The 23,154-nt window shown below is 47.3% G+C and carries 28 protein-coding genes; 15 read left to right on the top strand and 13 right to left on the bottom strand.

Annotated features, from left to right (window positions below):
- Positions 1-8 precede the first annotated feature (8 nt).
- Positions 9-743 carry a carbohydrate-binding family 9-like protein gene (locus AC1XTG_RS18545; RefSeq protein WP_056284946.1) on the bottom strand — a complete coding sequence of 245 codons (735 nt, stop codon included), beginning with the start codon at positions 741-743 and terminating at the stop codon, positions 9-11.
- A 210-nt stretch (positions 744-953) separates the two neighbouring features.
- On the opposite strand from AC1XTG_RS18545, the gene AC1XTG_RS18540 reads away from it, so the two are divergent.
- From AC1XTG_RS18540 to AC1XTG_RS18525, 4 genes are all read left to right on the top strand, one after another.
- Complete coding sequence (locus AC1XTG_RS18540) at positions 954-1,259, top strand: hypothetical protein (RefSeq protein ID WP_056284942.1); 306 nt, start codon at positions 954-956, stop codon at positions 1,257-1,259.
- 133 nt (positions 1,260-1,392) lie between these two features.
- Positions 1,393-2,922, top strand: coding sequence for an MFS transporter (locus AC1XTG_RS18535; protein ID WP_484842981.1), 1,530 nt, complete (start codon positions 1,393-1,395; stop codon positions 2,920-2,922).
- Positions 2,923-2,952: 30 nt separating this feature from the next.
- Positions 2,953-3,204: a DUF6814 family protein gene (locus AC1XTG_RS18530; RefSeq protein ID WP_056284936.1), complete on the top strand. Its 252-nt coding sequence runs from the start codon at positions 2,953-2,955 to the stop codon at positions 3,202-3,204.
- A gap of 2 nt (positions 3,205-3,206) precedes the next feature.
- Positions 3,207-4,391: a thiolase family protein gene (locus AC1XTG_RS18525; protein ID WP_484842980.1), complete on the top strand. Its 1,185-nt coding sequence runs from the start codon at positions 3,207-3,209 to the stop codon at positions 4,389-4,391.
- On the opposite strand, the gene AC1XTG_RS18520 is transcribed toward AC1XTG_RS18525, so the two are convergent.
- Complete coding sequence (locus AC1XTG_RS18520) at positions 4,392-4,895, bottom strand: GtrA family protein (RefSeq protein ID WP_056284928.1); 504 nt, start codon at positions 4,893-4,895, stop codon at positions 4,392-4,394.
- 197 nt (positions 4,896-5,092) lie between these two features.
- Here AC1XTG_RS18520 and AC1XTG_RS18515 point away from each other — a divergent pair, with 197 nt between their 5' ends.
- Both AC1XTG_RS18515 and AC1XTG_RS18510 read left to right on the top strand, forming a co-directional pair.
- Positions 5,093-5,611, top strand: coding sequence for a hypothetical protein (locus AC1XTG_RS18515; RefSeq protein ID WP_056284925.1), 519 nt, complete (start codon positions 5,093-5,095; stop codon positions 5,609-5,611).
- A 12-nt stretch (positions 5,612-5,623) separates the two neighbouring features.
- On the top strand, positions 5,624-6,139 hold the full coding sequence (locus tag AC1XTG_RS18510) for a hypothetical protein (RefSeq protein WP_484842979.1): 516 nt from the start codon (positions 5,624-5,626) through the stop codon (positions 6,137-6,139).
- Between the two features lies 1 nt (position 6,140).
- Here AC1XTG_RS18510 and AC1XTG_RS18505 read toward each other — a convergent pair whose 3' ends face one another.
- The 3 genes from AC1XTG_RS18505 to AC1XTG_RS18495 all read right to left on the bottom strand — a co-directional run bounded on the left by AC1XTG_RS18505 (position 6,141) and on the right by AC1XTG_RS18495 (position 9,336).
- Complete coding sequence (locus AC1XTG_RS18505; RefSeq protein ID WP_484842978.1) at positions 6,141-7,148, bottom strand: SMP-30/gluconolactonase/LRE family protein; 1,008 nt, start codon at positions 7,146-7,148, stop codon at positions 6,141-6,143.
- A 61-nt stretch (positions 7,149-7,209) separates the two neighbouring features.
- Positions 7,210-8,748 carry an alpha-amylase family glycosyl hydrolase gene (locus AC1XTG_RS18500; RefSeq protein WP_484842977.1) on the bottom strand — a complete coding sequence of 513 codons (1,539 nt, stop codon included), beginning with the start codon at positions 8,746-8,748 and terminating at the stop codon, positions 7,210-7,212.
- A 9-nt stretch (positions 8,749-8,757) separates the two neighbouring features.
- Complete coding sequence (locus AC1XTG_RS18495) at positions 8,758-9,336, bottom strand: Maf family protein (protein WP_484842976.1); 579 nt, start codon at positions 9,334-9,336, stop codon at positions 8,758-8,760.
- 134 nt (positions 9,337-9,470) lie between these two features.
- Here AC1XTG_RS18495 and AC1XTG_RS18490 point away from each other — a divergent pair, with 134 nt between their 5' ends.
- Together AC1XTG_RS18490 and AC1XTG_RS18485 are read left to right on the top strand one after the other, a co-directional pair.
- Entirely contained in the window at positions 9,471-9,929 is a 459-nt protein-coding gene (locus tag AC1XTG_RS18490; protein WP_056284909.1) for a MarR family winged helix-turn-helix transcriptional regulator, read from the top strand.
- A gap of 60 nt (positions 9,930-9,989) precedes the next feature.
- The gene (locus AC1XTG_RS18485) at positions 9,990-10,598 is read left to right on the top strand and encodes a YceI family protein (RefSeq protein WP_056286435.1); all 609 of its coding nucleotides are present in this window, start codon (positions 9,990-9,992) and stop codon (positions 10,596-10,598) included.
- A gap of 59 nt (positions 10,599-10,657) precedes the next feature.
- Here AC1XTG_RS18485 and AC1XTG_RS18480 read toward each other — a convergent pair whose 3' ends face one another.
- A complete protein-coding gene (locus AC1XTG_RS18480) occupies positions 10,658-11,107 on the bottom strand; it encodes a type I restriction enzyme HsdR N-terminal domain-containing protein (RefSeq protein ID WP_484842975.1) in 450 nt (149 codons plus the stop codon).
- Positions 11,108-11,158: 51 nt separating this feature from the next.
- Here AC1XTG_RS18480 and AC1XTG_RS18475 point away from each other — a divergent pair, with 51 nt between their 5' ends.
- The 3 genes from AC1XTG_RS18475 to AC1XTG_RS18465 are packed head-to-tail and all read left to right on the top strand — an operon-like array spanning position 11,159 to position 12,718.
- The gene (locus AC1XTG_RS18475) at positions 11,159-11,932 is read left to right on the top strand and encodes an AMP nucleosidase (RefSeq protein WP_056284903.1); all 774 of its coding nucleotides are present in this window, start codon (positions 11,159-11,161) and stop codon (positions 11,930-11,932) included.
- 15 nt (positions 11,933-11,947) lie between these two features.
- Positions 11,948-12,319 carry a globin domain-containing protein gene (locus tag AC1XTG_RS18470; RefSeq protein WP_484842974.1) on the top strand — a complete coding sequence of 124 codons (372 nt, stop codon included), beginning with the start codon at positions 11,948-11,950 and terminating at the stop codon, positions 12,317-12,319.
- A gap of 33 nt (positions 12,320-12,352) precedes the next feature.
- Complete coding sequence (locus tag AC1XTG_RS18465) at positions 12,353-12,718, top strand: helix-turn-helix domain-containing protein (protein WP_484842973.1); 366 nt, start codon at positions 12,353-12,355, stop codon at positions 12,716-12,718.
- 13 nt (positions 12,719-12,731) lie between these two features.
- Here AC1XTG_RS18465 and AC1XTG_RS18460 read toward each other — a convergent pair whose 3' ends face one another.
- Both AC1XTG_RS18460 and AC1XTG_RS18455 read right to left on the bottom strand, forming a co-directional pair.
- The gene (locus AC1XTG_RS18460) at positions 12,732-13,082 is read right to left on the bottom strand and encodes a toxin-antitoxin system TumE family protein (RefSeq protein WP_484842972.1); all 351 of its coding nucleotides are present in this window, start codon (positions 13,080-13,082) and stop codon (positions 12,732-12,734) included.
- Complete coding sequence (locus AC1XTG_RS18455) at positions 13,057-13,326, bottom strand: hypothetical protein (RefSeq protein WP_484842971.1); 270 nt, start codon at positions 13,324-13,326, stop codon at positions 13,057-13,059. Before AC1XTG_RS18455 ends, AC1XTG_RS18460 begins: the two co-directional genes overlap by 26 nt.
- 136 nt (positions 13,327-13,462) lie before the next feature.
- On the opposite strand from AC1XTG_RS18455, the gene AC1XTG_RS18450 reads away from it, so the two are divergent.
- Together AC1XTG_RS18450 and AC1XTG_RS18445 are read left to right on the top strand one after the other, a co-directional pair.
- On the top strand, positions 13,463-14,878 hold the full coding sequence (locus AC1XTG_RS18450; protein WP_484842970.1) for a CCA tRNA nucleotidyltransferase: 1,416 nt from the start codon (positions 13,463-13,465) through the stop codon (positions 14,876-14,878).
- A gap of 74 nt (positions 14,879-14,952) precedes the next feature.
- Complete coding sequence (locus AC1XTG_RS18445; protein ID WP_031526592.1) at positions 14,953-15,150, top strand: hypothetical protein; 198 nt, start codon at positions 14,953-14,955, stop codon at positions 15,148-15,150.
- Here the strand turns inward: AC1XTG_RS18445 and AC1XTG_RS18440 are convergent.
- A complete protein-coding gene (locus AC1XTG_RS18440) occupies positions 15,147-16,427 on the bottom strand; it encodes a DUF2851 family protein (protein ID WP_484842969.1) in 1,281 nt (426 codons plus the stop codon). The genes AC1XTG_RS18445 and AC1XTG_RS18440 overlap by 4 nt on opposite strands.
- 121 nt (positions 16,428-16,548) lie before the next feature.
- On the opposite strand from AC1XTG_RS18440, the gene mtgA reads away from it, so the two are divergent.
- Entirely contained in the window at positions 16,549-17,235 is a 687-nt protein-coding gene (gene mtgA, locus AC1XTG_RS18435; RefSeq protein ID WP_484842968.1) for a monofunctional biosynthetic peptidoglycan transglycosylase, read from the top strand.
- A 33-nt stretch (positions 17,236-17,268) separates the two neighbouring features.
- Here the strand turns inward: mtgA and AC1XTG_RS18430 are convergent, their stop codons facing one another.
- The 3 genes from AC1XTG_RS18430 to AC1XTG_RS18420 are packed head-to-tail and all read right to left on the bottom strand — an operon-like array spanning position 17,269 to position 20,528.
- The gene (locus AC1XTG_RS18430; RefSeq protein ID WP_484842967.1) at positions 17,269-17,670 is read right to left on the bottom strand and encodes an OsmC family protein; all 402 of its coding nucleotides are present in this window, start codon (positions 17,668-17,670) and stop codon (positions 17,269-17,271) included.
- A gap of 35 nt (positions 17,671-17,705) precedes the next feature.
- Positions 17,706-18,854, bottom strand: coding sequence for a phospholipase D-like domain-containing protein (locus AC1XTG_RS18425; RefSeq protein WP_484842966.1), 1,149 nt, complete (start codon positions 18,852-18,854; stop codon positions 17,706-17,708).
- Positions 18,855-18,869: 15 nt separating this feature from the next.
- Positions 18,870-20,528, bottom strand: coding sequence for a trypsin-like serine peptidase (locus tag AC1XTG_RS18420; protein WP_484842965.1), 1,659 nt, complete (start codon positions 20,526-20,528; stop codon positions 18,870-18,872).
- A 224-nt stretch (positions 20,529-20,752) separates the two neighbouring features.
- Between AC1XTG_RS18420 and AC1XTG_RS18415 the strand changes: the two genes are divergently transcribed.
- Positions 20,753-21,226, top strand: a complete 474-nt coding sequence (locus AC1XTG_RS18415; RefSeq protein WP_484842964.1) for a GNAT family N-acetyltransferase — start codon at positions 20,753-20,755, stop codon at positions 21,224-21,226.
- Positions 21,227-21,252: 26 nt separating this feature from the next.
- Here AC1XTG_RS18415 and AC1XTG_RS18410 read toward each other — a convergent pair whose 3' ends face one another.
- Positions 21,253-23,121 carry a gamma-glutamyltransferase family protein gene (locus tag AC1XTG_RS18410; protein WP_484842963.1) on the bottom strand — a complete coding sequence of 623 codons (1,869 nt, stop codon included), beginning with the start codon at positions 23,119-23,121 and terminating at the stop codon, positions 21,253-21,255.
- Between the last annotated feature and the right edge of the window lie 33 nt (positions 23,122-23,154).

Raw genomic sequence — 23,154 nt, 5'->3', positions numbered from 1 at the left:
TTTCGGTTTTATTCAAAAATTAACGTGCCGAATTTCTTGAATTCGTGAAAGCTGCCACCGGTTTTTTGCCAGGAATAATAGGCGGTTTCCGAATCGTAATCAATGCGGTAGAAATTGCCCCGCCATTTAGTACCCGATTTGGGGATAGAAGGCACAATGGGGTTCATCAACGCATAAGGAATGAAAAACTCGGCCTTCCAGCCTTCCACCGCGCCCATACTTTTCTTTTGTCCACCCTGTGCGCTGGTTTCGTGCTGGGTGCGGTTGCTCTCATTGTAAATCCAGGGTTTCCAGCCTTGCGCCTTTCCATTCAGGTTCGGGATCAGGATAGGCAGCTCGTAGTTCAACGGGGAAAGTTCGTATTCAAAATAAATGGGTACCGAGGTGTCCGGCCACAGAAATACCTCCACCACATCTTCTTTGAACAGCATACCGTAATCTTCCATAATCGTGGCTGTCAGCTTCTGATCGGTGCAGTCGAACAAGAAATAGATTCCTTTTTCAGAGTACATGATCTTGACTTTCGTAGGAAACTGCTTGCCCGGGCCGCGCTGGCCGGGACCTTTCTGAACGGTAATTTCAAACCATTTTGCCGAATCCCAGTTGCGGGCCGTGCCTTCGCCGTTTACCTTAAAGTCGGTGGTTTTTTTAATGATTAATGTGGAATCTGGTACTGCAAAGGCCAGCTGCCGGCTGTATAGGCAGGCCAGGAAGATGCAGGCAGTAAGGATCTTTTGAAACATGGATAAAAGTTTAGGAGTTTGAATGGACGAAAAGTAGTGTGGTTATTTTTGGTAAGGGGGGTAATTTCATTAGGTTTTTACATTTTACCAAACGATTACTGACGCATGCCGCAGGATCGATTCATTTGCATTAGTCGGCATTTTCAATTTTTTGGAATGATTATTTAAGAAATCCGGCAAAACATTAACGAACCTTAAACTGCAAATATCATGATACGCGAAAGAGGAGAACCTGCTATTCTGGATACCAGCAAACCAATATTGGAAGCGCCCGTATTCCCGGATTACCCACAAAATACACAACAGTCACGCCCCGTTGCAGAAGACCCTGATCTGGCTGGCAATGAGGATGAAGACGAAGAATACGTAGATGTGGACGAAGATGAAGATCTGACTGACGAAGACGGTACCGTTGCAGATGAATTTGACGATGATATCGAAAACCGGGAAGTCGTGATCGAAGACGGGGACGAGATTATCCCGCTGGACGAAGATGACGAAGACGACGAATTCTAGAATAAACATACCGATGTAATCAGAAAGCCCTTTGGACCAACTCCTGAGGGCTTTTGTTTTGGGTAATGAGTAATGCAAAGGGGGTTGTGCCTTATTCAGCTAAAATTGTTTTTTCTCCACCTTTCCCAAACCCATGCGTTCCGACAACCCAAATGTTACACAAAGCATTACGCAGGTAATTGCCGCTTCTTCACTTGGTACATTAATCGAATGGTATGATTTCTACATTTTCGGCAGCCTGGCAGTTATCATCGGGCAGCAGCTGTTTCCCAGCGACGCAGGTGCTTCCGCGCTGATCAACACATTGGCCATTTTCGCTGCCGGCTTTATTGTCCGACCTTTCGGCGCATTGGTTTTCGGCCGTTTGGGTGACCTGATCGGACGGAAATACACGTTTTTGCTTACGCTTGTTTTAATGGGCGGATCTACCTTCCTGATCGGTCTGATCCCATCCTATTCCAGCATCGGGTACGCAGCGCCTATTCTGGTACTGATTCTCAGACTTGTTCAGGGGCTTGCATTGGGTGGTGAATACGGCGGTGCAGCTACTTATGTTGCTGAACACGCGCCTGTTGGCAGAAGAGGCTTTTTTACAAGCTGGATACAAACCACCGCCACACTGGGCCTGTTTCTTTCACTCGGCGTGATCGTTCTGACGAAAAACCTACTCGGCGCGAAAGCATTTGCAGATTGGGGCTGGCGCATTCCCTTCCTTATGTCGATCCTGCTCGTAGGCGTTTCGATTTACATCCGCATGAAAATGCATGAATCGCCTGTTTTTACCAAATTGAAGGCAGAGGGAAAAGTGTCCTCCAATCCATTGAAAGAGAGTTTTCAAAAGAAAGCTAATTTCAAAATGGTACTGCTGGCATTGTTCGGTGCCACGATGGGGCAGGGGGTAGTCTGGTATACCGGCCAGTTTTATGCACAGTCTTTCCTTGAAAATACCTGTAAGCTGGACTTTAACGAGTCGCGCTACATTCTGCTTTGGGCAATATTCTTTGCCACGCCATTTTTTGTGCTTTTTGGTTCGTGGAGTGATAAAGTAGGCCGCAAATGGATTATGCTCACTGGAATGCTGCTGGGAGTAATTTGTTACCGACCAATATATCAGTACTTTATTGATGCCACCAATGTGCGGGAAATGGAGAAAACCAGTCTCGCAAGTACCTCGGCTCCCGTGGAAGAGCGCAGCCTTGCGCCGAATGGAACCGACTCTTTAATGACCACCACGGTTACCAAAACCTTAACCAATGGAATGACCTTCAAAGAAGCGCAGACGGTTACACTTTCTGCCGAGCCGGAGGTAGTTACTCCCGAGTCTACCATCAAGGATGTGACGCTTTCGGGCTCTGCTTACGTGATCGTCATTCTGCTTGTATTCTTTCAGGTGTTGCTTGTTACGATGGTTTATGGCCCGATTGCCGCGTTTCTTGTGGAGCTTTTTCCTACCCAGATCCGGTACACTTCCATGTCGCTGCCTTACCATATCGGAAATGGCGTTTTTGGCGGTTTGGTACCGTTTATTGCTACGCTTGTCGCTTCATTCAGTGGCTCGACGCCGCTTTCAGGACTCTGGTACCCGATCGGCATAGCGGCCCTTTCGTTCGTGATCGGCGCCGTTTACATTGATAACCGGGTTGATAACAGTGTAATTGACTAAGGTTTTTTCGTTTTCAAAAATATTAAGACTATGAATGCATTAAAGAAGCTTTTAGGAATTGTGTGGATGTTGCTGGGACCTGTGATCATCATTTTTTTGTTTATGCAGGCAATGGACAAGATCGCAGCTGCTGCGGAAGGAATCGCCAGGACCAACACAACGCTCCAATGGTTTATCATCATTTTGATTTTCATTCCGATTTGCGCAGGACTGGTGATTTTCGGTTATTACGCCTGGAAAGGCGAGTATGACCACTTGCCCGAAAGTTCATCGGAGTTGTAATCATGAAGGAAGAAGTATATATCCTGTCTGCTGTGCGGACACCCATCGGAAGCTTTGGAGGCGCATTGTCATCGGTTCATGCGGCCAGGCTGGGCGCCACTGCTATTAAAGGTGCATTGGATCAGTCGGGTTTAAAACCGGATCAGGTGGACGAAGTGATCATGGGAAATGCCGTGTCGGCCAATCTCGGGCAGGCACCGGCGCGCCAGGCTGCGATATATGCCGGCTTGCCCACCAATGTAATTTGTACAACCGTAAACAAGGTATGCGCGTCGGGTATGAAGGCGGTTGTATTTGGAGCGCAGGCGATCCAGCTCGGCGATGCGGAAGTGGTGGTGGCGGGCGGAATGGAGAATATGTCGCAGATACCCTATTATTTACCCAAAGCGAGAAATGGATACGGGTATGGTCACGGTGAAATAACGGACGGTTTGCTGAAAGACGGGCTTACTGATGTTTACGATCAGATTGGTATGGGCGTTTGCGGCGACCGCACTGCTGACAAATACGGGATTACCAGAGAACAGCAGGACGAATTCGCCATATTATCGTACAAAAGGAGCGCGGAATCCAGTGCAAACGGATCTTTCTCGCGCGAGCTTGTCCCTGTGGAAATACCCTCACCCAAGGGAGGAGACTCTACGTGGGTAGCTGAGGATGAAGAATTTAAAAAGGTCAAGTTTGAAAAGATACCTTCACTGAAACCGGTATTTTCAAAAGAAGGAACGGTGACTGCCGCGAATGCATCTACGATCAACGACGGCGCAGCTGCATTAGTTTTGGCCGGTAGCAGTACGGTAGAGAAAGGGTCACTCAAACCGCTGGCGCGCATTGTCGCATATGCCGATGCAGAGCAGGATCCGGCTTGGTTTACAACAACACCGGTGCTCGCTACCGAAAAGGTACTCGCGAGAGCAGGGTTATCAATTGATGATATTGACTATTTCGAGGTAAATGAGGCGTTTGCAGTAGTGGCGCTGGCGTATATGCAAGCTTTGAAACTGGACGTGAACAAGGTAAATATCTTCGGCGGCGCAGTGTCACTTGGCCACCCACTCGGTGCCTCAGGCGCGCGCATTCTTACCACGCTGCTTTCGGTATTGGAACAAAAAAACGGGAGGTACGGACTGGCCGCGATCTGTAATGGCGGCGGGGGAGCTTCTGCGGTAATTATTGAAAGATTGTAGTTACCGGATCAGCACTTTCAAGCGGTTGTAAAAACCTGTGCTTTTGAAAGTGAAAGTTTTGTGCAGAATATAGTTGCTGACAAAGCTGCAACCCTGTCCGAAAATGTAGCAGACCATTTCGGTAATATTTACATCTTTCTTCCCAAAAGGCAGCTTCGCTTCGTAAATGTCATAACCCAGGTAATGGGTAACAATGTAGTAAGAACCGTCGGCGCCTAGTTTTGTTACAAAAAGAGAGAAGGTGGCTACCATAAAAAACTTCACCATTTCGCGGCGCGTCTGATTGCTGCGGCGCGCGTCGAAAGCGAAAAGCTTCGTCAGGATAAATCCCCAAATTAAACCTACGAGGTAAGACGGTACAATGGAATCACTCCATGAAATACCAAACCAATCCTGAATTAAACTGCTGGAAACTAACTGGATAACTGCCCCGGTGCCTGCAACAAGAAAATAAGCTATTAAATCTTTTGCATTAAAAATCTTACTCTTTTCGACTTGGGTCACTGTGTGCGGCTGTTAGTTTTGAAATATGGCTGGCAATGCAAATAAGGCCCAATATTATGAAGAAAATGGTGTTGAACCAAAATCGTTCATTGAATTTGATTGATCGGAATGAAAGGTGAACTGCGGGCGGGATGGCACTGTTTTTGTTCCTGAAAAGGTATTCAGTCAATTCAATTTATTAAAACATGCCAGCCAGTATGAAAAAGCTACTACTTCTTTCCACCCTTTTTCTATTCGTTACAGATGCTTTTTCGCAAAGTCAGGATTGGGCATTGGGATTTGAAGTGGGTGAACCAATTGCAGTAAGTGTGCGTAAATACGGAGAGCGCAATGCGCTGGATATCAGCTTCGGAACTTACATTGGATTGTTTAAAAGCAAAGATAATTACAAGGTGAGCAACGATGATATGGGCAGTGTGGGCGTGATGTTCAATGTGAGTTACGAATGGTACGTGCCTTTGTTCAACGAGCGTATTTCTGCGTATGCAGGTCCGGGTGTGCAGGTCAATTCGAGGCGGTACTATCCCGACCGCAATGTGAAATCGGTGTATACCACCAACATATCTACTGGTCCCTCTGCAACAGTAGGTCTGGAATTTTTCTTTGCCCAAAAACCGGCTTCATTCTTTGTAGAGGGTGGCGGTTATCTTGAACTGATCCCGAAATTCTTTTACTTCAATCCAAACCTCAGCATTGGTTTAAGACACAATTTTTAACCTGAACACTTCATGAAAAAGCCATTTACAATTTTTCTGCTTGCCGTAGTTGCAGCACTCCAGATCTCCTGCTCGGCAACCCTGCAGAAAAGGTACGATCAGCGGCACGGCACATCTACTTACGACTCCGATTCAGACCGTTACAGAAGTTCAAGAACGACAGGCTCCGACGATTCCTACCGCCGGGATTACGGCAAAGTCAATGAAGGAAACTCCCGCGGTGCAGGAGACGCAGATTATAACCGGGATCTAGTTCTGCAATACCAGGAAATGGACAAGCTGGGGGAGGTTGTTTTGTATGAAATCAGCAACCTTGAAAAACGATGGGATAGTTTGATTGGTGAATACAAATCAGCCCGTAACTCAGGAAGGCAGGTGATTTCTGATCAGCTCGATCGCATTGATGAGGATCAGAAAACACTTTATAAGGCTTACACGCACATTTACCGAGATGGAAAAAACAACTGGCCCGCCGTAAAATCGGAAGTGGAATCTACATTGAACTCCGTGCGACGGACCGACAGGTAGGTTACCAGCCTGCCCCTTTTGTCAGTGTTTTGATGCGGCAAACGTAACCGTCGACAGTCATGTATAACGTACTTCCGTCGCCTCCCCAGGCGCAGTTGGAAGTTAGCTCATTCATTTCAATCCGGCCCAGGAGTTTGCCTGCGGGTGTCAGGATCAGCATTCCGCCAGGCCCGGAAGACCACAGGTTTCCATCTTTATCTACCTTTAACCCGTCGGGCAGCCCGTTTTTGCCAGCTTTAAGCATCGGAGTGGCATCATATACGAGTTTGCCTTTGCCCACTTTTCCGCTTGCGTCTACCGGATAAGACATGATAATTGCCTTCTCGGGATCGGACTGAGCTACATATAAGGTGTTTCCGTCAGGAGAAAAAGCAAGCCCGTTGGGTCTTGTCAGATCAGCGATTTCCTGGGTTACTGTCCCGTCTTTTGCGATCCTGTACACGCCAAACTGCGCAATTTCGCGCGACGGATCTTCGTGTTTTTTATTCAATCCGTAAGGTGGATCGGTGAAGTAGTAGCTTCCATTCGCATGCTCTGTTATATCGTTCGGGCTGTTAAACCGCTTTCCTGAAAAACGATCAGCCAATGTAAGCTTGCCTCCAACCAGCAGCGGCATCGCCGAAATGCGTCGGTCGCCGTGTTCACAGGATACCAGCCTGCCTTTGCTATCGATAATCAATCCATTACTGCCGGGCTCGTCGCTGTAAACACCTTTTCCGGTATAGCCCGAAGGTTCAAGAAAAACAGATAACCCGCTTTTTTCTTCCCATTTGTAAACCCTGTTTTTGGGAACATCCGAAAAAAGTAAAAAGCCGCCTTCTTTTACCCAAACCGGGCCTTCTGACCAGTCGAATCCGGAGGCGAGTACTTCCACCTTTGTCTCTTTTGCAATCAGTTTTTCAAATGCCGCATCTTCAAAAATCACCTTACCCATTGTGGGATATTGCTTTTGGGCAAAGGCTGTATGTACGATTGTGAAGAATGCAAAAAGCTGAAACGCGATTTTCATAGACCGGAAAGTGTTTGGGCGGATTAGATAATTGAACAAAAAGCGGGCTGTGTTGCTGCAACTACTGTTCGGTAAGCTCAGATTTGAAGGTAACGGCCGCGGCAGTCAAAATCAGGCTGGCGTAAGGTGCCAGCAGTCCGCCAGTGAAGTCACCGTTAATTTTAGGATCATTGGTGAAAATGACTTCGTGCATCTCCCGGAGGATGTTCGGTATCCTGATACTTTTGGTTGTGCCCGACAAATTGTGAATGACCAGCACCGGTCGCGTGGGATGCGGGCGAAGAAATGCAAGCAGCTGTTCGTCAGACAGGTCTACCGGTGAAAGATTTGGGTTAATGATCTGACATAACGCAGGTTCGGCTTTGCGCAGGCGGATCAATGTACGGTAATGGTGGTAAATGGACTGCGGGTCGGCGGCCTGCCTGGATAATGGAACGACGGTTTCAGAGGTAGTGAATTTCGCATTAATCCAGCCCGTGGTACCTGGCTCGTCTTCCGGGCTTTCGGTCCACAAAAATGGCTCGCGAATGTGCGGATCGGGCTTTGAGCCCAGCATACCGATCTCTTCTCCATAGTAAATGTAGGGCTGGCCGGGCAGTGTAAGCAGGATACTGGCCGCCAGCTTTATTTTATCCGGATGGTTGACCACCACACTTCCTATCCGCTCCTGATCGTGGTTGGTGAGCATTGTCGCGTCTATGAAATGCGGATTGTATTCGGCAAAAAGGGCGTAGCTCGCATTGAGTTTTTTAATCAGCTCTTCGTCTTGTTCCTGCACCAGAATGCGCTGTAATGCAAAACTCAGGTCAAAGTGAAAGGTGGCGTCAAGGTGCTTGAAATAGGGTGCGACTTCCTCCGTCTCCGCCCAGACTTCCCCGACGGTAAATGCATTCGGATTGCTTTTCCTGATCAAACCGGCGAAGAAATCCCAGAATTCAAGACTATGCTGTTTTTCCCATTCAGGATAAATGTGCCGGGCTGCATCCAGCCTAAAACCATCCACGCCAATTTCGACCAGCCAGAAATCGATAATTTTTTCAAGCTCGGTCCGGAGCGCAGGGGAGTGGTAGTTGAGATCGGGCATTCCTTTGTAAAAAAGGCCGTAGTATTTCTGCTGATCTTCTGCATTCTCGTGCCAGGGATATACAACCTGCGAATCGTCGGAAGTTTCTCGTCGAGATATGCCTAGCGCGTCGATCTGCGGCGGTGTCATCCACCAATAAAACTGCCTGAAACGGTTATCCGGACTTTTGCGGGCTTCGGTAAACCACGGGTGCAGCGTACTGGTGTGGTTAACGATCAGGTCGAGGTATATCTCGATTTTCCTTTTGTGCGCTTCGTAGAGCAGCCTCCTGAAATCGTAAATGGTGCCATATTCGGGCTCGATTGCGAAATAATCGACCACATCGTACTTGTGGTAACTGGGCGAGGGATGAATGGGAGTGAGCCAGATCGCTTCAATGCCAAGGTCAGCCAGGTAATCAAGCTTTGAAATAATGCCTTTCAGATCACCAATCCCGTCTCCATTCGAATCGCAGAAAGAGCGGACGAATATTTCATAACAAACACGCGGGATAAATTTTGATCTGTCGGCAATCATCGAACGTTTTTAATCCCTGAAAAAGGGTTTCAGCTTCTGGTAGACAATGTGAACAGGCAGGCCCATGATCGTGTAAAAAGAACCTTCGATTTTCTCAATGGCGGTCATTCCGATCCATTCCTGTATCCCGTAAGCACCTGCTTTATCAAACGGTTTGCATAGGTCAATATAGTAGGATATTTCCGAATCTTCGAGGTCGCGGAAATAAACTGTTGCTGTATCCGATACCGTTTCCAGTCCATTGTCCGACAGGATACTCACGGCGGTGACCACGTCATGTTTCTTGCCCGACAATAATCTCAGCATTTCGAAAGCTTCTGCTTCATCTGCGGGTTTCCCCAGAATCCGGTTCTCCGCTACTACCACTGTGTCGGCCGTCAGCACAATCTCCCCCGGCCGCTTACCCCTGAATACCTCCGCCTTTGCGCCTGATATATAGCCTGCAACTTCGTGGGTGGGCATATCTGCCGGAAAACTCTCGTCGATAGAGAGCACGTCCACTGCAAAATCAAAGCCGAGATCGGTGAGGAGTTGCTTTCTGCGTGGTGAGTTGGACGCGAGGATTAATGGTTTTTGAAGGTAAATCATTGAAGGCTAGCTGAATGGGTTTTGTAAAATGTTTTTGCTGAAAATATTTTCAGCAGCAAGGAACTATCAAAGAATAAATAGATGTTACAACATTAAATGTATATACATATTATTTGCATTTAAAGCCCGACACCATGTCAATTGAAACTGATATCAAACAAAAAAAATTTCGGAGCCCGTACCAGCGACTTGCACTGAACTTGATTTATACGACCAATTGGCTGGAATATAAGCAGCTCGAATTTTTCAAGGGTCACGATATCACGTCACAGCAATACAATGTACTGCGCATTTTGCGCGGACAGGGTAATACGCCAATCAAGGTCAGCGACATTACCGAGCGAATGCTCGACCGGAATTCGAATACTTCGAGACTGGTTGACAAGTTACTTGCCAAAAATCTGGCAAAGCGCAGTTCCTGCGAAAAAGACAGGCGCGCCGTGGATGTGCTGATCACAGAGGAGGGACTGAGGTTGCTTGCCGAACTGGATCCTTATGTGGATCAATGGGAAGACAGGTTCAATATCATCACGCCGGAAGAAGCAGATCAGATCAGTGCCCTGCTTGACAAGGTCAGGGAAGCCGAACAATAATTTTCACTCAAAACAATAATCACAATAAACAATTCAATTTAAATTACAATGAAAACTACAATGAAATCAGTGAGATTTTTCTTTGCCTCCCTTGCAGTTGCTGCGTTTGTTTCTGCCTCTGTTTCTGCTGAGGACGGTAAAAAAGCCACTAATCTGAAAGTAAACACCTCAAAAAGCGAGCTTACCTGGGTAGGAAAGAAAGTAACAGGCGAGCATACAGGAAAAATTGCATTGAAAGAAGGTACAATTACGCTTGATGGCGCTAAATTGACTGGCGGTAAATTCGTCGCAGACCTGACCAGCATTACTTGTACTGACCTTACCGATAAAGAATACAACGGAAAGCTGATCGGTCACTTGAAATCTGATGATTTCTTTTCTGTTGAAAAACACCCGACTGCTACTTTCGTAGTAACAAAAGCTGCTCCGAAATCTGCTGGTGTTTACGACGTAACCGGTGATTTGACGATTAAAGGAATTACCAAGCCTGTTACTTTCCCGGTAACTGTAAAAACTACTGCAAATGGTGCAGAAGCGACTGGTAAAATGGTAGTTGACCGTTCTAAATACGATATCAAATACAACTCAAAATCGTTTTTCGACAACCTGGGCGACAAAATGATCAATGATGATTTTACAATCGACGTGAAATTAGTAGCGGCGAAATAATTTTTCATGGCTAATAATAATTTGGCAAAGCCTGTCCGTTTGTGACAGGCTTTCCTTTTTTACAGGTTATTTTCCCGGTAAGCAGGAAAATCGTCCATGAAGCTGATTTGTCCGTCGAGCGCCTGGAAACAATAGTGGCTCATGCCATTGGTTACTGCCAGAAACCGGGGTTGTAACGTAAAATTATATCGGCTGATCTGCGCGAAGGTTGCCTCAGTAACAGGTACAAACGGCGCTTTGCATTCCACCAGTAAAAAGGGGAGGGAGTTGGAAGACAGGACCATGATATCCGTCCTTTTGGAAAGCGAATTGTATTGTAGGCCGGTCTCTATCGCGAACAGGGATTTGGGGTAACCGTAGTGTGTAATCAGCAAATGGATGAAATGCTGGCGTACCCATTCTTCCGGCGTGAGGGTTACGAATTTCCTGCGTATAATGTCGAAAATATGCGGTTTCCCATTAACCTGTTTAACTTTATAGGCAAATGCTGGGAGGTTTAAGGATTCCATAAAACGAAGATACACATCACAGCAGCCCCAGCCAATTAACTGTCTGAAATCATGACTACCAAAGAGCAAATCGTCGAAAACTGGCTCCCGCGCTATACGGGAACGCCGGTAGAAGAGTTTGGGAATTATATCCTGCTGACCAATTTTGGAAATTATGTAACCATGTTTGCGGAGAAGTTTGATGTGCCTGTAAAAGGGCACGGACGTGCGATGCAAACTGCCACTGCCAAGGACATTACTATTATCAATTTTGGAATGGGAAGTCCGATGGCGGCTACTGTCATGGACTTGCTGTCTGCGATTAATCCCAAGGCTGTACTGTTCCTGGGCAAATGCGGCGGACTGAAAAAGACGCAGGTGGGCGACCTGATCCTGCCGATTGCGGCCATTCGCGGCGAAGGTACGAGCGACGATTATATGCCGCCTGAAATTCCTGCATTGCCTTCATTCCGGCTCCAAAGTACGGTTTCGGCCAGTATCAAAAAGCACAAAATGGATTATTGGACGGGCACTGTTTACACAACCAACCGAAGGATCTGGGAGCACGACGCGGAATTCAAAGAGTACCTGCGTGCAATTCGTGCAATGGCGATCGATATGGAAACCGCGACAATTTTTATTGTTGGTTTTGCCAATTCCATTCCGCACGGCGCATTGTTGCTTGTTTCGGATAATCCGCTGGTACCAGAGGGCGTGAAGACGGAAGAGAGCGATAAGAAAGTGACCACCAACTTTGTTAAAAAACATCTTGATATCGGCATTGAGGCCTTGACAGAACTGGCGCGCTCGGGCGAGTCTGTGAAGCATATGCGTTTTGATAATTAGAATTTGCAGATCAGAATGGAAAACCAAACATTATACGAACGCATCGGCGGAGATGCAGCATTGCGCCAGTTGACAGATGATTTTTATGACCTCGTTTTCAGCCACGAACTTATTTCGCGTTTGTTTAAAACGGATAAGGATTTGATCAAGGAAAAGCAGCGGTTGTTTTTGACACAGTTCCTGGGTGGTCCGCAGCTTTATTCAGAAGTATACGGTCACCCGATGATGCGCGCCCGCCACATGCCCCATACTATCACGGAAGACGACGCGGTTGCCTGGCTGCAATGCATGTCGGAAGCAGTTGGCAAGTTGCCGATCGGCAACGAGTTAAAAGACGAGCTCTTCGACCGTTTTCCGCGGACCGCGTTTTTTATGGTGAATAGCTGAGGGGGAAATTAATTTAATCAAAGCAATTTGACCATGCTTAAACTAATCAAGACAGAAGAACAGTACCGTACTTCTTTGAAGCGGCTGGGAGAAGTTTTCAATGCACCTGTCGGCACGCCGGAAAGTGACGAGGCTGATGTGCTTGCGTTGTTAATTGATACCTATGAAGATGAACATTATCCTATTGAAGCCCCGGACCCGATTGAGGCAATTAAGATCAGAATGGAAGAAATGCAACTGCGGCAGATTGATTTAGTTGAAGAAATTGGAGGCAAAAATAGGGTGTCTGAGGTTCTTAACAGGAAAAGGAAACTTAGCATCGAGATGATCCGCAATCTTTCAAAACGTCTTAATCTCTCATTAGACATTTTGACACAAGATTACCAATTATCACAGTAATGTAGTTTTCTGCTTATAGGCGCCTTGCAAAACTTGCCTGAATGTGCAGGAATACATCATCCAGTGAAATGTCGTGACTTGCCTCAACTTCTCCTGTGCCTAGATGTTTGTGATGTGGAAAGGTGGGCAGATTCGGAAAATGTGGCGCATTGTCCCATCTGATATTGAGTTCGCCCGAACTTTTTTGCCAATGAAAAGCATACTTTCGTCTGCTGGCCTCCGTAAATTCTCGGATATACAAAACGCTGCCGTCTACAAAATGGGCCTCAATGTTCAGATAGAATGAGTCCTCTGTTTGCCTGAAATCGTTCACAATGTAACTGCTGACGAAAGCGGGGTTATCCAGCCATTTGAAAATCTCCATTCCTGATATCAGTAATTTTAGCAACTATATCAGTTAGCAGTTTTTGATACGCTTTCCATTCGATCAAGTCGTCCCAGGCTTCAAAACTTTCAACCGAAGCCTGCTCTACCTGTTGTTCAAAAGACGACAAGTCGGTGTTGTATTTATTCTCCAAGAACGAAATCTTATCTGCATAAACCTGCTTTTGAGACAAATAGTCCAAAAGTACCCAGTTGCCGATCTGTTTTTTGCTGAGCGTTAGCACGATATCTTTAAATTGGCTTCTAACAAATTTAAGTATTCTAGAAAGCTAAACAAGGAAAGCGGAACAGATGTTGCGAATCGCGAACCATTTCGCATAATCCGAAAGTCTGACAACGAGATTTTTTTACCTTTGCCGCATGAATTTCAAAGAGCAATTATCCGGCTATCCGATATTGGAGATCGTGGCGAAGGCTGCGGCTGAGCTGGGTGTGGAGGCGTATGTCATCGGCGGGTTTGTAAGGGACCTGATACTTAAAAGAAACAGTAAGGATATCGATATTGTTTGCATCGGAAGCGGGATTGACCTCGCTGAATTGGTAGCCAGCCAGCTGGGCCACGATGTTTTTGTTAGTGTTTACCGCAATTTCGGAACTGCTCAGATCCGTCAGGGCGATCTTGAAATAGAATTCGTAGGAGCGCGCAAAGAATCCTACCGCGCCGATTCCCGTAAGCCGGCCGTAGAAGACGGTACTCTTTCAGATGATCAGAACAGGCGTGATTTTACCATCAATGCAATGGGAATCAGTCTGAAAAAAGGCACTTTCGGAGAGCTCATTGATCCATTTGAGGGAGTTAAAGATCTTAAAAAGAAGATTATCCGGACCCCGCTAGGGCCGGAGATTACTTTTTCCGACGATCCATTGCGCATGATGCGCGCAATCCGCTTCGCGAGCCAGCTCAATTTTGACATTGAAGCAGACACTTTCGATGCGATTGTCAAAATGAAAGACCGGATTTCCATTGTTTCCATGGAGCGGATTTCCGATGAGCTCAACAAGATCATTCTTTCCAAAACACCTTCTTACGGCTTCAAGCTGCTTTTTCACGCAGGATTGCTTCACATTATCTTCCCTGAAATGATTGAGCTGCAAGGCGTGGAAAACATTGAAGGGAAGGGACATAAGGATAATTTTTACCACACGTTACAGGTGCTCGATAATGTGTCGCAGCACACAGACGATCTTTGGCTGCGCTGGGCTGCGATCCTGCATGATATTGCCAAGCCGGCTACCAAGAAGTTTGACAAAAAAATAGGCTGGTCATTTCACAACCACGAGGAAGTCGGGGCTAGGATGGTTCCCGTGATTTTCCGGAGAATGAAATTGCCGCTCAACGAAAAAATGCGTTTTGTCAAAAAGCTCGTCAGACTGCATTTGCGGCCCATTGTTCTTTCCAAGGAAGATATTACCGACTCCGCAATGCGCAGGCTGCTGGTGGAAGCGGGCGAGGATATAGAAGCATTAATGAAGCTGTGCCGGGCAGATATTACCTCCAAAAATCCTGAAAAAGTAAAAAAGTACCTGCATAATTTCGATCTCGTTGAGCAAAAGCTGAAAGACCTGGAAGAACGCGACAAGCTGCGCAATTTCCAGCCCGTGATCACGGGGGAAATGATTATGCAGACTTTCGGCCTCAAACCTGCCAAAGAGGTCGGTATTATCAAGGAACTTGTAAGGGAAGCGATCCTGGAGGGTACCATCCCCAACGAATACGAGGCGGCATACGCTTTTATGGTGGAAGAGGGAAAGAAAATGGGACTTTCCGTGCAATGATCCGGTACATATTTTGATAGCATAAGACACTAATTTATACTTTTACCAAAAACATCTTCTCTTTCACCAATTCAATGGAAAATACCCAGTTCAAGCGGTTCTTCGGTGCGCTTTTGACAATTCTAGGCATTTCAGTACTTCTTTTTGCCTGCATCGCATTCCTGTCAGACAAGCCTGTACTTGGGCTCACCGTTTCAAAATGGGAATCTGTTGTGCCTTTCCTGGTAGGTACTGTGTTCCTGTTGACCGGGGTTAACCTCGTAAAAGGCTAAACAGCCCGGACCAATCCGGCGCCTACTGTGCATTCAAGGCACTTTTTTGGCATACAGTAGTTATTATACCATTCAATAAGCGCCTGGGAATCGGCGGATGTTTTCACTTGCATTCCCAGGGTTGCCCATTCTCTTGTAATGCGGTTGTTTTCCGACGGAAGTTGTGAGAGCCAGTAAATCGCCTTATCCAGCAGCTCCGGCTGGTTTCTGTGCTTCGAATAAGCGACCAGCACCGGAATTATCCCGTTAATAATCAGCAGTGCGCCGGCATCTTTGCCCATTGCAGGGACAGGAGCCGCAGCTTTTTTGTCGAATACATAGTGCTGTGTCCAATAGTCAGACTGTCGTAAGTGAAACAGCTGCTGCAGATCGGCAAAGGATTCCAGTGAGATAATCTGTGAAAACAGGGTACTTTCGGCACTCAGGAGCTGTGCCAGCTGCGAAATCCTGATTGTAGGAAACCCCGCAGGCCGCAGTCGCGCATATTTCCATTCGTGTGCATTCATCTGCTGTTCGGCCAGCTTGTATTTTGATCCCAGAAACCTGAATTCTTGCTGCAGCATCCGGACATACACATCTTCCGACCGCTCCGGGATCAATCCCGCGGTACCAAAAAGAATAGCTTCGATTTGCAGCGGCCTGTCGCGATGCTTCCGGAGGATTTTCCAGGGCACAATCTGCATCAATCTCAGAAATGCGGGATCGTTCAGTTTGAACCCGAAATGCTTTCCCAGCCACTGGTATGCAGTCTGGTCCCAGTCGTCTTTATTGACTTCCAGCAAGGCGGCCACTTCGCCTGCTTTTCTGCTCAGCCTTTCCAGGAGCACCCGGTCGAGCATAGCAAATTTATGTATCTCGTGTATTTGGCCGAAAAGCGCACGACACGGAATGCCTTCGTGTTCATCCTGCAACAGGCTGTACCTTTGCAGCACCGTTTCTTTGATCAAACCTTTAAGAGACAGCGTTGGAACAAGCGTACCATCTTGTCGCAAAACCGGTTTGTCATTTTCCCAAACCACATGCAGTATCACGCTTTCATAAGCAGGATTAATTTCGTGTGCATGGATAAACCAGTCCGACGACCTGACGTGCACTTCAATGCTCCCGTACCAGTGCACCCCGCTCAGTACCACACCGGCTTCCAGGAAATCGGGTCCGGCATTGGTGTTCTTATAGCCGGTGCGGATAACCGAAATGCTCAAATTTTCATCTGTGAGCAGATTTACGGAATCAAAATATTGAAAGCGCCAGATAAAACTCAGTATCTCTTCATTCATAGGACAGCGGATGTGGACGGATAAATAATGGTTTTGATTTCTTTGTCTAAACCTGATTAGTTTCTGTTCTTTGTACGCTCAATTTGTTCGTTGGTTTCTGTTTGTTGAAGTGAAAAGTTTTATGCTCCGCCGTTTGCAGTTCATTGCGCTGAGAATTTTGGTTTTGTTTTTCGGAGTTTCTATTATTTGGGTAGTGATTCTCAGGTTTGTACCGGTTTGGGTGACGCCTTATATGCTTTCACGAAAAATGGAAGCGTTCAAAGCGGACGAGGATACCGAGCTTTTTCATGATTGGGAACCCTATGAGAATATTTCGAAAGAAGTGGCTTTGGCAGTAGTTGCTTCGGAGGATCAGAACTTCCCGAAGCACTGGGGATTTGATTTTGACCAGATTTACAATGCAGTGACAGAAAAGCGCAAGCGTGCACGTGGCGCCAGCACCATTTCACAGCAGGTAGCCAAGAATGTTTTTTTGTGGCACGGAAGAAGTTATCTCAGAAAAGGGCTTGAAGCTTATTTTACAGTGCTGATCGAGCTGATCTGGGATAAGGAGCGGATATTGGAAGTTTACCTCAATGTTGCCGAAATGGGAGAAATGACATTCGGCGTGGAAGCTGCTTCGCTTCGTTTTTACAACAAATCGGCAAAGAAGCTGACACGCTACGAGGCTGCAAGGGTAGCTGCCGTACTTCCTAATCCAATCAAATTTTCCATTAAAAATCCCTCCGCTTACGTCAACAGACGCACCGGGCAGATCGTCCGGCAAATGCGTTACCTCGGCGGACAGAAGTACATTGAAAACCTGTAAAGAGCAGGTTTAAATTTTTTCCGGTAATTCATATCAGGAATCAACGAGCGTGACTGCAGTCCCGATCCGGAGTGTATTGTGGATTTCGACAATGCGGTTTGTATGTTCAATCAGCTCCTCAATCACGTTTTTGGGTGAATCCGAGGTAACCTTCACGGTATACTGAAAATTACTCCCCGGTTCACCCTCCGCTCCGAAATCAGCTGTGCAGTTGACCTCTACGCCCGAAACAGATATGTTCTTTTTAGCTGCTTCTCTGTAAATATCATTGCAAAAACACGTCGCCAGCGCCAGCAACAGCATTTCACCTCCATTAATAGCCGACCCGTAACCAGTGGGCTTCGGCGGGATCTGAACATTGCTGGTCGCTCCATTCGTTGCTACTTCCAGGTAATGTTCGTTAAAACTGTTTTTGAGCTTAGCTGAGATTTTCATAGCGGATGAAATTTAGTTTACAGCTTTAAAGGGAATCAGAGCATTTCCTGAATGTCTGACCAACCCACTCTGACCATTCCCGCAGGCACAGGATCAGTCGCATTGGTGACTTGGATAGTAAGACTTTCACGACCGATGTTATTCTTCGCCAGCTTCTCCCAATCGTGCAGGAATATCTGTCGGAAATATTCAGTAAGTTCTGGATCTTCAAATAAAAGGCTTGCATCCCTGTTTACAGAAACCCCATCATTGGACCAGTTCTGACTACCGATTAGTACCTTTTTCCGGTCCACCATGATTCCTTTAGTGTGACATTTATCGTGCATTCTGATCCGCGCCGGATCAAACCCCAGTTCCACGAGTGCTTCCAGGTTTTTACGCGCTTCGGCGGCAATGAAATTCCTGAAAATAATTTTCACATCAACCCCTTCCTGCTGTTTTTGCAGCACCGCGTCGATCAGCTGCTGCAATTTCCCGTGCATGGGTTTTGGCGCATTGAAGGTCTGGTTTTGGATAAAAAGCTCCTTCGTCGCCGATTGCACCAATGCAAGTACTTCTTCGAAATAGTTGTCGGGAGACAATAGCGGTGTTACCGTAAATTCCCTTTCTGCATTGAAAGGCTCAAAAGATTCGTAAGCAATCGCATCCTCCGCTTCGGACAGTTGCTCAAACGCGGGGATCAGGACAAATAGCTCGGGTGCCAGCGATTCCTCGGTAGGGTTGAGGATGGTTTGTTTGTTGTTTTCATAATCGTGCAGCAAAAACTGCTCGTAAGTCTCCGCTACCGTCTCATTTTCAACAAGGACATGCCAGTCACGGTTGTAATTTTTCAATAAATAGGATTGCGTCACATTTTCCAGCCTATCCAGGTCCGGCTGGTTGGAAGACTGCCAGCTGCCGCTCGACAAGAAAAGGTACTTACTATCGCGCACAGCGGTTTTGATGTGATAGCTGGAAGGTACCCAGCCATTTTTAGAGCCAATCCTGACCCAGGCATTACTGAACTTCGGTCCCAGCTTCTCACTTAGTTCCTCCACCATTTCTGCATCTTCGAGGTCGTCTTTTTTCGTGCCTTCACCTGCGTTAGAGCCAACCTGAATCGCCATGGTCATCTTTTCGAAAGACTCTTTTTTCGGCAGGCTTGCTATTGAATTGAGGATGTGGGGCGCGCCAAAGTCGTACATTCCCACAATCAGTGATCATTCAGTACCTTCCAAAAAGGGCATCAGATTACGCCAACCCTGTTCAGGGCTTACATTGGCATTCACTTTCATGAAGTCCTGGACCCGTTTCAGCTCGACGCCAGCGGGAGGGAAGTAGCGGCTCTCCATAGCGAAACCGGGCGGGTTAATCAGTGACTCAAGTATTTCCGGACCTTCGTGAAACCGGATCACTTCCTCAATGGTCGGACCCGAAACTTCAATGGGGTAACCCAGTAAAGACGCGGGCAGGGGAGAGGAGTCACCGCGTACCAGCTCATCAATCTGTTTTCGTCTGGGTACCGTCACCACTATGGCCCGTTTGCGCGTGATCCACCCATTTTCGAAAACGTAGCCCATTCTTACATTCAAAACATCGGTGCGTTCAGCAAGCTCCTGCTTTGCTTTTTGCAAGATAGCGGCTTCGCTTACGGGCTGCGGAGTCAATGCCAGCTGATCAGTCGCAGGCTGCGGAACAACTGGTTGTATAATCGGCACGGCCGCATTGCCGAGCCTGAAAGTGACGGATAGTGGGAGTGTTATTGTCACACTGCCGTCGGTATTGGCGATAACAGGCTCCGGTGAGAAGCTTTGCGGATCAGCTATCTCCGGCTTCTCAATAACTGGTCTCGCGGTAAAAAGTTGCTGGTACAAACTGGCTTGTCTGCCTGTGAGCATGCGGCTGTCCATATGTTTCAGGATAGAACTGATCCTCACGCCCTCATTGACGATCCATTTGATTTTATCCTCGCCCATTGAACTGTTCCACACCGTTCCGTCGACCGCGATGATATTGCCCGCCGAATCCTGTTCGTCCACGCCGGAATGATGCAAGCCCACAACCTCCCACCTTTCATTGAAAACCGGGGATCCGGAAGCGCCCGGTGCAGTATCGGTTTTGTAATGTAAAAAATTGTCGAGTACATCAATCAGCTGGTTCTCCCGCAGGCCGATCTGCTTGGGAAGACCGTTCGGGTGCTCAATTACGTTCAGCCATTGAGAAATAATGGTTTTTCCTTCCTCCCGGATCAGCGTATTAAAGCCGTATTCTGAAAGAGGTCTGCCTGTACTGCTTACCGGCGCAACAGCAACGATTGCATAGTCCAGTTCTTCGTCAGCTATAAAAAAGGTGTCAGGTTCAAGCCTGAAAATGTCTGACGCACGCAGAACCTGACCCGCGTCAAACTCATAGTTCATTTCCAGCCTGGCACCCGAAGCGGTTAAAGCGTCGGGTAGTACATGGTGATTGGTCATCATCAAAACCGGCGAGATCATAAAGCCTGTTCCATAGCCGATGATCTTGTCCGCTGTGTCTGTAAGCCAGATCCTGCCGACTGTTTTCGAAAACCGGATTGCTTTGTATAAAAAAGAGATGTCAACAAGATCATTGGTGCCGAGTATCCTTTCCAGGCTTTTGACCTGTACTATCTGCACGTGCTTTTCGGCAGGTTGAGGAAGGCTGCTTTCCGTCGCCAGAATTTCCTGCGTGTCGGCAACACCGAAGTTTCTCCGTTCCAGGAATTTCTTCACTCTAGCGGGCGAGTCAATATCAAAGTAGCGCTGGTGATCGATTAACCGCATATTCCGGTCGCGTTCCTTGTTTCTGGTCAGGTACCTTGTCAGGGTTTTTGCAAGCTGCCTTTTGAATTCATTGTTCATATCGCTGCGTGTTAAGGTGTGGAACGTTAACCTAAGTTATCCAACTATCGGGTGCGGACTGGCTGTAAATGCGGTTTTTTACTTACCGGTAGAACACTGTTCCAGTGCATTTTCTTTTTCTTGGCAGATCAATTTTTTGTTAATTAAAGCAGGCAAATGAATGCGAACTTTGCATTTTGTACCATAAACTGCGGTTGAGAAACCGCCTACATCGGGAAATATTCATGGAGGAAATTAATATCAGGGCAGCCAGAATAGAGGAGTTGCCCATATTGCTGGAATTTGAACAGGGCATTATCAAAGCCGAGCGTCCATTTGACGAGACTTTCGTCGCGGAGGATTTTAATTATTATGATCTTGCCAAAATGATCGATAATGAAGAGACAGAGGTAGTTGTGGCAGAAATCAATGGTCAGCTGGCAGGCGCCGGGCACGTTCGGATCCTGCCTGCCAAGCCTTATAACCAGTTTGATCGTTATGCATTCCTGGGCTTCATGTATGTCGTGCCGGAGCAGCGTGGAAAAGGCATTAACCGGTTGATTATCAAAAAACTCGTGGAATGGGCCAGGCAAAAGGGCCTGCCGGAGGTGCGTTTGCAGGTGTATGATGCCAACAAATCAGCCGTTGCTGCTTATGAGAAAGTTGGTTTTAAAAAGCATTTGGTCGAAATGCGCCTGACGACCGACGAGCTGCTTTAAAACCAACTTTCAATAACGGATGCCGCTTACCATCCAAAACCATAGTCTTCACCATGGTTGCTTGACCCGCCCCAGAAGCTTCCGTGCTGCCAGTCGAAATAAATGGCATTAATGGGGCCACTTGTCCTCGGCTGGAAACTGGACGAATAACCCATTCGTGAGAGTTCTTTTCTGGTCCAGTCAGGCATGGACTGGTTCAGGATCAGTCCACCCGGAATTTTTTCGTGTGCTCCGAAGCTGCCGTACATCTGCAAAGTTTTAAAGCTTGGTGCCTCAGTCGCTTCCTGCACGGTCATACCGAATTCCACCATATTCAAAAAGAATTGAAGCAGCAGCTGATCCTGTTCGTCGCCCGCCTGTTTTGCAAAAGATAAAAATGGCTTACCGTCTTTCAGCGCAAGACTCGGTGTGAGCGTAACGCGGGGCCGTTTTCCCGGCTCCACCACATTGAATGGGTTTTCCTTCGCATCGAGAACAAACGATTGCATACGCTGACTTAACCCAACTCCCGTATTTCCGGCAATGCAAGCAGGTACCCAGCCACCACTTGGCGTAATGCTCACCACCCAACCTTCCTCATCTGCCGCTTCCACAGAGGTTGTACCTGCCGTGAATTCCTTTATGAACTGCTCGCTAGGGCCATTTTCATTGCGGTTCAATGCGGCGTGGAAATTACCCCAGGACTTGATTTGCTCTGAATACGGGTTTTTCTTTCCTTCAAAAGGGTAGGGATCTCCCGGCATTGTTTTCGCATCATTCTTTTCCCAATTGATCTGCTTAATGCGCTCTTTCGCGTATTCTTTGGATAGTAAGCCTTTCATAGGTTCTTCGGGAGCAAATGCAGGATCGCCGTAATAAAAATCGCGATCGGCAAAAGCCAGGTTCATGACCTGGTACAGCGTATGAATGTAGCGCGACGAGTTGTAGCCCATTCCTTTCAGATCGAAGTTTTCCAGCATGTTCAGAGCCTGCAACATCACTGGCCCCTGCGTCCATTGCTGCATTTTATATACCTCGATGCCCTTGTAATTGGTCATCAGCGGCTCCTCTATTTTAACTTTCCAGGTAGCCAGGTCCTGTTCGGTGATCAAGCCGCCTTGTTCCTGTGTACCGCGGGCTATTTCCTTCGCGATATCCCCTTTGTAAAAACGATCGTATGCCGCATAGATCGCGTCTTTCCTGTTTTTGCCTTTTTTCAAAGCAGCCTGTTCAGTATCTACCAGTTTTTGCAGGGTTGCGAGCAGGTCTTTCTGCACGAAAATTTCCCCTGCATCCGGCGCCTCGCGTGGCTGACCTAAATGCGGAAGGAAGACCTTCGTGGAGTATGGCCACTTCTTGATCTCTGCTTTATCGCGCTCGATTGCATTGGCAGTTTGACCTTCAATGGGATAACCCTCGGCCATCTGCATTGCCGGCGCCAGCACTTCTTTGAGGCTCATGGTGCCGTATTCTGCCAGTATCGTCATCAATCCGCCGGGAGTACCTGGTGTTGTAGCCGCTAGTGGACCATATTCTGGTGGGTACTTCATACCCTTGTTTTTATAGAAATCAGCTGTTGCGCCTGTCGGGGCTACTCCCATGGCATTAATCGCCACAACCTTCTTTGTTTTAGGATTGTAAATCAATGCCTGCGTTTCTCCTCCCCAACTTAGTACATCCCACATGGTACAGGTAGCTGCCAGCATCGCGCAGGATGCATCCACCGCATTGCCGCCCTTGCTGAAAATCATAGCACCGGCTGTTGCTGCCAGCGGCTTACCCGTAATCCCCATCCAATGTTTGCCATGCAGGGGCGGCTTCTGTGTTGTGACCGGGAAATTATTAAAAGACTGAGCAACGGCACTCACCGTCAACGAGGCTAAGGCGAGTGTAGAGAATAGAAGTCGTAGTTTCATGAAGCAGGTAGCAGGAAGTGAGTAATGCTAAAT

It is taken from the genome of Dyadobacter sp. HNCC25DJ183, from assembly GCF_056895175.1.
The sequence above is the reverse complement of the archived record's forward strand: the minus strand, read 5'-3'. Positions and strand labels throughout refer to the sequence as shown.